The following is an 11,790-nucleotide window of genomic DNA, read 5'->3' as shown; positions in this document are numbered from 1 at the left end:
ATTTATGAAGAAACTTATTTTATCGACGGTTCTGCTTGCAGCTATCTGTACAGCCGGACAGGCCCAAAAAAAAGACGACTACTATGTGAAGCACGTGGAATTTCCGCAAGATGCTACCCTTGAGCAGAAAGTCGATATGGCAGCGCGTCTTGTACCTACTCCGCAACAGCTGGCGTGGCAACAGATGGAACTGACTGCTTTCCTTCATTTTGGTATCAATACTTTTACCGGGCGTGAGTGGGGAGACGGAAAAGAGGATCCCGCACTCTTCAATCCCTCCGAACTTGATGCGGAACAATGGGTGCGTTCACTCAAAGAGGCGGGTTTCAAGATGGCTATCCTGACTGCCAAGCATCATGATGGATTTTGCCTGTGGCCTACCAGGACTACTAACCACTCCGTGGCCTCTTCTCCTTGGAAAGGCGGAAAGGGTGATGTGGTGCGTGAACTCCGTGATGCCTGTGATAAATACGGTATCAAGTTCGGTGTTTACCTCTCTCCCTGGGATCGGAATGCATCTTGTTATGGGGATTCTCCGAAATACAACGAATTCTTTATCGAACAGCTGACTGAACTGCTTACCAATTATGGTGAAGTACACGAAGTCTGGTTCGACGGAGCCAATGGTGAAGGTCCCAACGGAAAGAAACAGGAATATGACTGGACCGCCATCCTCTCTACCATCCGTCGTCTTCAACCCCATGCAGTGACTGCCATTATGGGTGACGATGTACGATGGGTAGGCAACGAACGCGGACTGGGACGTGAAACGGAGTGGAGTGCCACCGTATTGACTCCGGGCACTTATGCCCGTTGTGAAGAGCAGAACAAAGCGTTAGGTGTAAAAGCGACTTCCAAAGATTTGGGCGGACGCGACATGTTGGTTAATGCCAGGGAACTCTTCTGGTATCCTTCCGAGGTGGATGTATCGATCCGTCCGGGATGGTTTTATCATCAGCAGGAGGACGGTAAGGTGAAGAGCCTCAAGCATCTGACCGATATTTATTTCAAATCTGTGGGTTACAACTCAGTGTTGCTGCTCAATATCCCTCCCGATCGGCGCGGACGCATCAGCGATGCCGACGTTAACCGTCTGAAAGAGTTTGCCGACTATCGCAAAGAAATTTTTGCCGATAACCGTGTGAAAGGCGGATTGAAACCATGGGCTGCCAAACCGGGTGATACCCATACCTATCAGCTGAAACCGAAATCGGAAATCAACGTGGTGATGCTACGTGAGGATATCTCGAAAGGACAGCGTACAGAAGCTTTTACTGTCGAGGCACTGACTGCCGGAGGATGGAAGGAGATAGCCAAAGGTACTACCGTGGGTTATAAACGTCTGATACGTATTCCGGCTATCGAGGCCACTCAACTGAGAGTGAAGATTGATGCTTGCCGTCTGACGGCTAATATCAGCGAAGTGGCTGCCTACTATGCCCGTCCGTTGGAAGAGGCGTCTGCGAAAGAAAATTGGAACGATCTGCCTCGTGCTACATGGAAACAAGTGACTGCCTCTCCGTTGGTGATTGATCTTGGAAAAGCCGTAGAGATGGCAGGTTTCGTATATGCTCCTGCCAATGCGGAAGCGAAGCCGACAATGGCTTTCCGTTATAAATTCTATGTAAGTATCAATGGTGAAGACTGGAAAGAAGTGCCGACTACCGGGGAGTTCAGCAACATTATGCACAACCCTGTTCCGCAGACCGTTTCGTTCGGCAACAAGGTCAGTGCCCGCTACATCAAACTCGATGCCACTACACCGGACGCTACTCCGGCAAAGGTCGCTTTGAACGAAATCGGTATCCGTTTGCAGAAGTAAGTCGTTCCATTGAACAACTGCTCCAGGTTATCTGTTTGAATATAAGATATTAAACACTATTAGGTATGAAATTCTTTATTGATACGGCTAACTTGGAGCAAATCCGGGAAGCACACGATTTGGGAGTCTTGGACGGAGTAACGACTAATCCTTCTCTGATGGCTAAAGAGGGGATAAAAGGAGTCGGGAACCAGCGGAAGCATTACGTGGAGATATGTAACATCGTGCAAGGCGATGTCAGTGCCGAAGTGATCGCTACTGATTACGAAGGAATGATTCGGGAAGGAAAAGAGCTGGCAGCCCTCAATCCCCACATTGTGGTGAAGGTGCCCTGCATTGCCGACGGCATCAAAGCCATCAAGCACTTTTCCGAACAGGGCATTCGCACCAACTGTACGCTGGTCTTTTCTGCCGGTCAGGCTTTGCTGGCTGCCAAAGCGGGAGCTACGTATGTTTCTCCTTTCGTAGGACGCCTGGATGACATTTGTGAAGATGGTGTCGGACTGGTTGCCGATATTGTGCGGATGTACCGTTTCTACAATTATCCTACTCAGGTGTTGGCGGCCTCCATCCGTAGCACCAAGCATATTATGGAATGTGTGGAAGCCGGTGCCGATGTGGCGACTTGCCCGTTGAGTGCCATTAAGGGGCTGCTGAATCATCCGTTGACAGATGCCGGGCTGAAGAAATTTCTGGAAGATTATAAAAAGGTAAATGGATAAGGATTTCTGGTAACAGATGAAGCTGGCTGTATTGAAAATACCGTTTTTCAATACAGCCTTTTTTATTTGGGCTAAACCTAAAGCCCATTCAGATGTTATTTTGATAAAGTGAACATGTTAAAATAAAGACGATAGTTATGATAGATTTAGGAAGTTGGATGAATAAAATCCTTATAGGTTGGGGAGTGGACCCGAAAATAGCGAATACCTTTGATGAAACGATTATTGCCATCCTGATGATTTTTATTGCGGTCGGGCTGGATTATCTTTGCCAGGCCATTTTTGTGGGTGGAATAAAGCGTCTGGCACGGCGGACTCCTTATAAATGGGATACATTGATGGTCAAACATAAAGTGATTCACCACCTGATCCATATTCTGCCGGGTATTCTGATGTATATGCTTTTGCCTATGGCATTTGTACACGGAAAGACTTTGTTGCTGGTTTCGCAGAAAATTTGTGTTATCTATATGATCTTTGCCTTGTTACTGGCTCTCAACAGCAGTCTGTTGATGTTGCTGGATATACTCAATGGAAAAGAAAAGTTGAAGAATCGTCCGATGAAAGGCTTTATTCAGGTTTTACAGGTTCTTGTCTTCTTTATTGGCGGCATTGTGATTGTCTCCATAATTGTCGATAAATCTCCTGCTACGCTGTTCGCCGGGTTGGGGGCTTCTGCCGCTATTCTGATGTTGGTCTTTAAAGATAGCATTCTGGGGTTTGTGGCAGGCATTCAGTTGTCTGCCAACGATATGATACGTCCCGGTGACTGGGTGACCATCCCTTCAACCAATGCAAACGGCATTGTGGAAGAGATTACATTGAATACCGTTAAGATTCAGAATTTCGATAATACTATTTCTACCGTTCCTCCCTATTCTTTGGTGAACGGCTCGTTCCAGAACTGGCGGGGAATGACGGAATCCGGAGGACGGCGGGTGATGAAGAGCATTTTTCTTGATCTGACAACTTTGAAGTTCTGCACCCCCGAAATGCTTGATACCTTTCGCAAAGAGATACCTCTGTTGGCAGATTATCAGCCGGAGGAAGGAGTGGTGCCTACAAATTCGCAAGTATTCAGGGTATACGTAGAACGTTATCTTTGCAGTTTGCCTGTGGTAAATCAGGATCTCGACCTGATTATCAGCCAGAAGGAAGCTACTGAATACGGGGTACCTATTCAGATTTATTTCTTTTCCCGTAACAAGGTTTGGAAAGAATATGAACGTATCCAATCCGATATTTTCGATCATTTTTTTGCTATGGTACCCAAGTTTGAACTGAAGGTATATCAATATTCGGATTGATTGGTTTCGAAATCGGTATATACAGGTAAGTGATCACTGTATCCTCCCTGGTATTTCATTCCGATGTAGGTGCGGAAAGGCTGCATGCCTCCGTATTTTTCATCTTTTATCAGAAGGAAAGGCAAACGCAGCACGCTTGCCTTTTTTTCTTCGGTAAAAAGTGTACCGGAAGTATCAAGCAGTGTACCGGATACAATCAGGTGATCCAGCAATCCCCATTCACCCTGATATTTATAGGAACCGAAGTTACGGTTCTTGGCTTTTCGCGCCAGTAAGTGGTACAGTTGTTTATGGTCAGGATTCTCTTCGGGAGAAAGGGCTTTCAGGACTTGTTTTACAGATTTGTCAGTGGGATAATCATTAAAATCTCCCATAATAATCAATTTGGCAGAACGGCGGACACACATTAGGCTGTCTGCCGCATTTTTCAGTTTTTGTGCCGCAAAAAGGCGATAAGGTTCTGATTGACGTGCTCCGCCCGAGCGGGAGGGTAGATGTGCCACTAATACATCCAGTGTATCACCTGTCAGCAATAATCCGCTGACGTGCAGGATATCCCTTGTCGGACGATGATTCTCAAAATTGCCGACAGGGATGGAAGAACAGGTAAGGAGTTTGAACCGGTCGCGTTGGTAAAGCAGTGCTACGTCGATACCGCGCTGGTCAGAAGAGTGTGTCATCACATAACGATAATCTGCCTCCTTAAGTGGAGAATAAAGCGTGAGATCGCGCATAACCGTATCATTTTCCACTTCACACAATCCTATCAATACCGGAAAGTTCCATTCTCCGACTGCTGCAAGAGTGCGGGCCACATTATCTATCTTCTTTTTATATCGGCTATAGCCCCAATGCCGGAGTGAATGGGGCAGAAACTCCCTGTCATTTTTGAGTGAATCGTGCCGGGTATCGAAGAAGTTTTCGGTATTCCAAAAGACGACACGAAAAGGAGGCTGATTTTGTGCAGAAAGAAAAAGGGAAGTGGAGGAAATCAGCAATAAAAAGAAAAGACGGAGCATAGATTTTAGTTCTCGTTTTGATTCACCACAGAGCACACAGATTTTTAATTTTAGAATTATCAAGTGAATTCTTCTTTGTGTCCTCTGTGGTGAAATTGATTTAGTTCTTTGCCGGAATATGTGCCAATACATCCAACAGATGCTTCCAGAATTTATCTACTGAAGGAATATGCATCCGTTCGTCCGGAGAGTGGACTCCTGTCAATGTAGGACCGAAGGAAATCATGTCCAATGCAGGATATTTATCAAGGAATAAACCACATTCCAGTCCGGCGTGAATTGCTTTCACTTTGGCATCTACACCGAACAGACGTTTATATGACTCTTCAGCTACTTTCAGGATTTCCGAGTCCGGATTGGGTTTCCATCCGGGATATCCGTCACCCCAAGTCACTTGCGCGCCTGCCAAAGTAAATACTGCACGTACAGTGTTGGCTACATCGTCGCGTGAAGAAAGAATGGAACTGCGCTGGCTGGTTTCGATACGGATAGTATTTTCCGGTTTCATCTTGACAGATGCCAGATTGGTCGATGTTTCCACCAGACCCGGGATGTCATGGCTCATGGCATAAACTCCGTGCGGGCAGGCATACAACGAAGTGATCAGGCGATAGGCTGTACTTGGGTCGATAGCCCAGTCACGACGAGGTTCCGTTTCAAGAAGAATACTCAGATCCGGTTCTATCTTATGAAGTTCGTCTTCTATTTCTGCAATAAAGACATTCAAGGCTGTGCGCACATCGTGCTTATAATGTTCCGGTACGGAGAATACAGCTGAAGCTTCACGCGGAATGGCATTTCGCAGGTTACCTCCATTGAATTCGAAGAGGAAGAAGTCTTCCTGATAAGTATTCTGCATCAGGTACAGGAAGCGATTCAGAATCTTGTTGGCATTGCCACGTCCCAGATGGATATCTCCACCGGAATGCCCGCCTTTCAGACCTTTCACGGTGATATGGAAGCAAAGGTGGCTGATGGGTGTCATCACCGTTTCGTATTTGAATTGGGCAACCGAGTCGATACCACCTGCACAACCGATGAAAAGTTCACCTTCATCTTCCGAGTCGAGGTTTAATAGGATTTCCCCGTTCATGAACCCCTCTTTCAGGGCAAAAGCACCGGTCAGACCTGTCTCTTCATCTACAGTGAACAGACATTCGAGAGGACCGTGCTCAATGCTGTCGTCGGCCAGAATGGCCAACTCAGTAGCTACACCGATACCGTTGTCAGCCCCCAGAGTTGTTCCTTTTGCCTTCATCCATTCCCCGTCAATCTCCGTCTCGATAGGGTCGGTCAGGAAGTCATGCTCCGTATCGTTATTCTTTTCGCACACCATGTCTACGTGTGATTGCAAGATCACTGTCTTCAGGTTTTCTTTACCCGGAGTAGCCGGCTTCTTGATAAGTACATTACCGGCTTCGTCCACTTTTGTCTCTAAATTATATTTTTCTCCGAACGCTTTTAAATAAGCGATTATCTTTTCTTCCTTCTTTGAAGGACGGGGCACCTGGCAGATTTCGTTGAAGAAGTGAAATACGCCGGCCGGTTTCAGTTCTGATTTTTCCATTCTCTTTTCTTTTTATGGAATTAAAAATTCAATTTTAACCCCTTATTGCTAAATATGGTTAATTTGCTTGCGAATTTTGAACCCGTTTCTCTTTTTTTATGGTAAAAAAGGAGGCTTAGTCAGTACAAAAGTCTATATTTGCACCCACAAAATTAATAGAAATGCTCTATACAATACTGATAACTCTGTTAATAGTTGCTATTTGCCTTGGTTTATTAGGCATAAAAGTCTTCTTTACAAAAGGCGGAAAATTTCCCAACGGGCACGTCAGCGGCAATAAAGCGTTAAGGGAGAGAGGCATAAGTTGTGCACAGTCTCAAGATCGGGAAGCACAAAAGAAACGGCGCTTTTCTATTGATGAAATTGAGAAAACCTTAAACGATAGTATGAACTAATTAATTAAAAAACTATATTTTACAAGTATGAAGAGAATGAATTACCTCATTAACGGATTTGCTGCTCTTGCATTCCTCTTTCTTTTTTCACAATGCGCTGGTAAAGCCGACAATGCTGCTGCTCCTGCTGCTTCCGGAAATGCAAATGCCACTTCTGGTCTGAAAATCGCTTATGTAGAAGTAGATACATTGTTGTCTCAATATAATTTCTGCAAAGATCTGAATGCTGATATGATCAGTAAGGAAGAGAACAGCCGTATGGTATTAAATCAAAAAGCTAACGAACTGCGTAAATCACAGCAGGAATTCCAGAAGAAATATGAAAGCAATGCTTTTATTTCTCCGGAAAGAGCACAACAGGAATATGCACGCTTAGGTAAATTGGAGCAGGATTTGCAGGCATTGCAAAACAAACTGGCTACCGAAATGGCATCTGAAAATGCTAAAAACAGCCAGATTCTGCGTGACTCTATCAATGCTTTCCTGAAAGAATACAATAAGACTAAAGGTTATAACCTGATTATCAGCAATACCAGTTTTGATAATCTGTTGTATGCCGACAGCACACTGAACATCACAAAAGAAATTGTAGACGGACTTAACGCAAGATATGCTCCTGTGGGTAAGAAGTAAAATCCGGTTTATCATATTATGAAATAGGAGAGGCAATTCTGAAGAGGATTGCCTCTTTTTGTCTTTAAGATTATCTCTCGATTTATAGCTGTCCGTGCGATATTTTATATTACTTTGCAATAAGAGTGAAAAACAGAATACAAATGGGAAATCATTGGAGTGAAAAAATACGAAGATACCTGCAAAGTCCTTATCCGGTTGTGTATCAAAGATGGAAGGTGGTATTGATTTCTTCGTTGGTCGTATTCCTTATATTACTGGTTTTACAGCCTTTCGGAATATCGGGCATTGAGGGGCATAAGTTTTGGATTCTTTTGGGCTTTATGGGTGTGACAGCAGTATTTCTGAGCATCCCCGTGTATCTTTTTGCCTGTCTGTTTCCGGAGTTTTACAAAGAAGAGGGGTGGACTGTATGGAAACAGATAGTCAATCTGTTGATGGTAATCTTATTTATTGCTGTCGGTAACTGGCTTTATTCAACATTTGTTTTTGGCTGGGGGCTGCGTTGGGATGTCTTTTGTGTTTTTGCATTGTTCACTTTGGTTATCGGACTTTTCCCTACAGTACTTTTCATTTTATTGAATCAAAACAGGTTGTTGGCTATCCATTTAGAGGAAGCGACGGAGATGAACCTCCATTTACAGCGGTCGGTATCTGCGACGGAATCTGTAGAAACAACTGAAATAGTTTCTTTGCTTTCGTTCCAGGGCGGTACCAGGGAATCTTTGGAATTGGACTCTAAGGACTTGTTGTATATAGAGTCCGATGGAAACTATATCCGGGTGAACTATCAGAAAGGAGGCAGAACTATGCAGTGTCTGTTGCGGATGACCATGAAGCAGGCGGAGGAAGTAACCGGTGGGTCTCCGTTAGTAGCGAAGTGTCACCGTGCTTTTCTGGTCAATCTCCGTAAGGTGGTAAAGGTTAGTGGAAACTCACAGGGCTACCGTTTGCTTTTGGAAGGTTATCCGGAAGAGATACCTGTATCACGGGCCTATTCCAAACAGTTTAAAGAGCTGATGGAAACTATAGTCGGCAAATAACCGTTGGTCACAAAAAGATGCAGTTCGTCACATAGGACGAGCTGCTTGTCACATATCCGGGCTGTCTGTCCCGGATATTTTTTTGCTTGGAACCGATCCTTTATGTTTGCCGGTGAAAATGTTAGCAAACAGACCACAATGAAGAGATTCTATGTAACAGTGATTGGAAGCTTGATGCTTCTCCCGGTTTCACTCGTAGCCCAAAACGTAACTACGGATACCATTTTTTTCACGACTTTAGGTGATAGTATATTGTTGGACGAGGTAGTCGTCAAAGCACATAAAACTCCCAGGGCTAACAGCCGCTGGAGCGATTTGCGACCGGTCGATCTGGTAACGGTAGGAGGAGCTAACGGGGATTTATATCGGGCTTTGCAAACCCTTCCGGGGGCTCAAATTCAGGGTGAAAGCGGTCGTCTGCTGGTGCGTGGCGGGAGCAGTAACGAAACACAGACCTATATAGACGGCATGCATGTGTTGAATCCTTATACTACAACCGGAGCGGATACTCCTGCACGAGGACGCTATTCCACTTTTATGTTCAGTGGTGTCAATCTGGCTTCCGGCGGACAGTCACAGGAGTATGGAGAGGCCTTGTCTGCTGTACTTCCTCTGGAAACCAAGGACCATAGTACGGTCAATAAACTGGGGATGAATGTTTCTACCGTCGGGTTGGGAGGAGGTGGTACGCGGGCTTTCGGGCACTCTTCACTTTCGCTGAATCTCGATTATCAGAATCTGTCACCTTATTATCGGGTTTATCCTTCCCGGACTGATTTCAAGCAGCCATACGGTATGTTTTCCGGTGCTGCCCAATATCGGTACACGCCGGATGAAAGGACTGTATTCAAATTATATGCAGGGTATGACCGTACTTCCTTTTCGAATTATGCAGATGCAGACCGTCATCTCTTCGGTTTGGGTGAAAACAATGTTTATCTGAACACTACCTTCCGCAAACGTGCCGCTTCCGGTTGGAATTGGTTTTTCGGGGCTGCGTATTCTTTTTATGACCGGCGAGTGGGAGGTGCAGTGACAGGCGGGGATGCATGGAGTGAGCGGCAGCAGGAACTTCATTTGAAAGTCAGGTCCTTCCGGCAATTTACTCCTTGGCTACGTCTGGATGCGGGAGTTGAAACTTTTATCCGGTCATATCGGGATTATTATCGGTTTGAGTTGCTCTATGATGAAAACCGTATGTACCCCACGATCTGTGCAGGATTTCTTTCGTCCATTTTTTATCTGTCGGAACACTTCAAAACAGAACTGTCTTTCCGTCCGGAGTATGTTTCATTGAACCGGCGGATGAACTGGTCTCCCAGAGCTGCTGTCAGTTATGCGTGGAATCGTTTGGCAATCTCGGTTGTGGCAGGGCAATACACTCAATTACCGGAAAATAAATACCTGATAAAAAACACTGCTTTGCCCTCTAATATCTGTAGGCAGACTCTCTTCAGTCTCCAATACGAACAGAGCGGGCGATTTTACAAAGCGGAGTTTTATTACAAAAATTATAAAAGGCTGGAATTGTCTGTTCCCCAAGGTATGGTTCCCGATGGATACGGACATAGTAAAGGCGTTGACCTATATTTTTGTGACAATGCCCTATGGAAGAATTTTGAATACCGTTTGTCCTATTCTTATAATCTTTCAAAACGGAAATACCGGGAATATACTGAACTGACCGTTCCGCAATACGCTACCCGTCATAATGTGTCATTGGTACTGAAATACAGTGTTCCCCCTCTGCGAACCATCTTCAGCGTGACCGACCGGTTGGCAAGTGGGCGTCCTTATCATAATCCGGAACTGCCGGGGTTGATGAATGATGAAGTAAAACCCTGTCATTCTTTCGATTTGGGTATCACTGTGCTGGCGAGTAAGAAGGTTATCGTACATGCCTCTGCCACTAATCTGACGGGGCGTAAGAACGAATATGGACGGATTAACGGACAGGCCGTCCGTGCTTCCAGTGACCGTTTCTTCTATCTGGGAGTTTATATCACTTTAGGTAAGAAAGTAGCTTATGATGTTTCTAATTTTTAAATATTTACCATTATGAAGACAATGATTATTTTGCTGTTTGCAGTACTAACGAGTGTGTCCGTAGCGGGTCAGAATCTGACATTGATTGTCAAAGACGTGGAGCATGTGGACGGATCTGTTTACGTGGCTATCTATTCTTCCAAACAGACCTTTATGAAGAAGCCTGTTTTCGGTTTTCGGGTAGGAGTGAAGGACCGGACGATAGAGATACCCTGTAAGGGAATTCCTGCCGGTACTTATGCCATTTCCCTCTTTCAGGATGAAAATGAAAACGGGAAGTTGGATACCGGTGCATTCGGGCGTCCTTTGGAAAAGTTCGGGTTCAGCAATGATGCCGAAGGAGTCTTGGGAGCTCCTTCGTTTGAAAAATGCTGTTTTGAACTCAAACGGGACACTACGATGGTTATTCATTTAAAGTAGTGTATCATTCGGTTTCAATTGCTGATGCAAGTGAAAGGTAGAGAGGAAACTTTGAAAAAGGGGAGCTCTTTTTTATTTAGAGAGCTCTTTCTCCTCTTCCTGCGGAATGCGAAAAGCTGTATAAAGTTCCAATATAGCTGCTATGGTGAGGCAGGCAATCCATTCGTTGCCGCGTGTGGTGAACATGAATGCACCTGTCAGTATCAATGCCAGTGCGCCGAATATCTGCTGAATGCGCAGGCGGCGGAGTGTTTTGCTTTTTGCCCGGAGCGGAGTGTTGACCTGGGCCAATGCCACAAAGCCTGCCCCGATGGTATATATATAAGGTGCATACACCCATCCGGTGATAAAGACGGCGGCTCCTACGAGAGCCATCACGGCGCCTACGGCGAAAAGTGCGGGTATCAGTTGTTTCATTCGTTCTCGTCAAATACGTAAATGTCTTCGTTGGGCTTTTTCATCAGATATTTTTCGCGCGCTATCTGTTCGATGGCTTCAGGATTGGTGCTCAACTCGTTGAGGCGCTCCGTGTTTTCTTCATACTCTGCGCGGTATTTATCAATCTCTCCCTGCAAGCGGCTGATTTCGCGTGCATAGCCGATGCGGCGGATCATACTGTTTTCGTCCAAAAAGCCGATGATGACTCCGAATGCCAGGACGGTGATCCAGTATTTATGTCTGCCTATAAACTCCCAGATTGTGATTAATTTGCCCATGATTTTCTCATTAATTCCAGATGCAAAGATAAAACTAATAACTTAAAACGTAGCATTTCCGCTCTAAAACTTATTCCGCTTCCTTTTTTCTCCTTGCACT

12 protein-coding genes are annotated in these 11,790 nt (G+C 45.2%); 8 read left to right on the top strand and 4 right to left on the bottom strand.

Annotated features, from left to right (window positions below):
* Window positions 1-4: 4 nt before the first annotated feature.
* The 3 genes from G7Y45_RS17075 (at window position 5) to G7Y45_RS17065 (ending at window position 3,851) form a co-directional block, all read left to right on the top strand.
* Window positions 5-1,822 (top strand): alpha-L-fucosidase, encoded by a 1,818-nt coding sequence (locus G7Y45_RS17075; protein WP_165015669.1) that lies wholly within the window; start codon window positions 5-7, stop codon window positions 1,820-1,822.
* Between the two features lie 65 nt (window positions 1,823-1,887).
* Window positions 1,888-2,544 (top strand): fructose-6-phosphate aldolase, encoded by a 657-nt coding sequence (gene fsa, locus G7Y45_RS17070; protein ID WP_005780531.1) that lies wholly within the window; start codon window positions 1,888-1,890, stop codon window positions 2,542-2,544.
* 137 nt (window positions 2,545-2,681) lie between these two features.
* Window positions 2,682-3,851 (top strand): mechanosensitive ion channel family protein, encoded by a 1,170-nt coding sequence (locus G7Y45_RS17065; protein ID WP_005780530.1) that lies wholly within the window; start codon window positions 2,682-2,684, stop codon window positions 3,849-3,851.
* Here the strand turns inward: G7Y45_RS17065 and G7Y45_RS17060 are convergent.
* Complete coding sequence (locus G7Y45_RS17060; RefSeq protein WP_032541742.1) at window positions 3,836-4,870, bottom strand: endonuclease/exonuclease/phosphatase family protein; 1,035 nt, start codon at window positions 4,868-4,870, stop codon at window positions 3,836-3,838. The two genes, G7Y45_RS17065 and G7Y45_RS17060, sit on opposite strands and share 16 nt — an antisense overlap.
* Before the next feature lie 100 nt (window positions 4,871-4,970).
* Window positions 4,971-6,437, bottom strand: a complete 1,467-nt coding sequence (locus tag G7Y45_RS17055; protein ID WP_005780526.1) for an aminoacyl-histidine dipeptidase — start codon at window positions 6,435-6,437, stop codon at window positions 4,971-4,973.
* A gap of 161 nt (window positions 6,438-6,598) precedes the next feature.
* Between G7Y45_RS17055 and G7Y45_RS17050 the strand changes: the two genes are divergently transcribed.
* The 5 genes from G7Y45_RS17050 to G7Y45_RS17030 all read left to right on the top strand — a co-directional run bounded on the left by G7Y45_RS17050 (window position 6,599) and on the right by G7Y45_RS17030 (window position 10,974).
* Window positions 6,599-6,832, top strand: a complete 234-nt coding sequence (locus G7Y45_RS17050) for a hypothetical protein (RefSeq protein ID WP_005807575.1) — start codon at window positions 6,599-6,601, stop codon at window positions 6,830-6,832.
* A gap of 27 nt (window positions 6,833-6,859) precedes the next feature.
* A complete protein-coding gene (locus G7Y45_RS17045; protein WP_005780522.1) occupies window positions 6,860-7,465 on the top strand; it encodes an OmpH family outer membrane protein in 606 nt (201 codons plus the stop codon).
* A 143-nt stretch (window positions 7,466-7,608) separates the two neighbouring features.
* Window positions 7,609-8,508 carry a LytTR family DNA-binding domain-containing protein gene (locus G7Y45_RS17040; protein ID WP_165015672.1) on the top strand — a complete coding sequence of 300 codons (900 nt, stop codon included), beginning with the start codon at window positions 7,609-7,611 and terminating at the stop codon, window positions 8,506-8,508.
* A gap of 102 nt (window positions 8,509-8,610) precedes the next feature.
* The gene (locus G7Y45_RS17035; protein WP_165015675.1) at window positions 8,611-10,554 is read left to right on the top strand and encodes a TonB-dependent siderophore receptor; all 1,944 of its coding nucleotides are present in this window, start codon (window positions 8,611-8,613) and stop codon (window positions 10,552-10,554) included.
* 12 nt (window positions 10,555-10,566) lie between these two features.
* Window positions 10,567-10,974, top strand: coding sequence for a DUF2141 domain-containing protein (locus tag G7Y45_RS17030; protein ID WP_032540098.1), 408 nt, complete (start codon window positions 10,567-10,569; stop codon window positions 10,972-10,974).
* Window positions 10,975-11,046: 72 nt separating this feature from the next.
* Here the strand turns inward: G7Y45_RS17030 and G7Y45_RS17025 are convergent, their stop codons facing one another.
* Window positions 11,047-11,391: a hypothetical protein gene (locus G7Y45_RS17025; protein WP_005807567.1), complete on the bottom strand. Its 345-nt coding sequence runs from the start codon at window positions 11,389-11,391 to the stop codon at window positions 11,047-11,049.
* Entirely contained in the window at window positions 11,388-11,690 is a 303-nt protein-coding gene (locus tag G7Y45_RS17020; RefSeq protein WP_005807565.1) for a septum formation initiator family protein, read from the bottom strand. The genes G7Y45_RS17025 and G7Y45_RS17020 overlap by 4 nt, the downstream gene beginning before the upstream one ends.
* Window positions 11,691-11,790 lie beyond the last annotated feature (100 nt).

This window comes from Bacteroides sp. ZJ-18, from assembly GCF_011038705.2.
Classification (GTDB): domain Bacteria; phylum Bacteroidota; class Bacteroidia; order Bacteroidales; family Bacteroidaceae; genus Bacteroides; species Bacteroides hominis.
The sequence above is the reverse complement of the archived record's forward strand: the minus strand, read 5'-3'. Positions and strand labels throughout refer to the sequence as shown.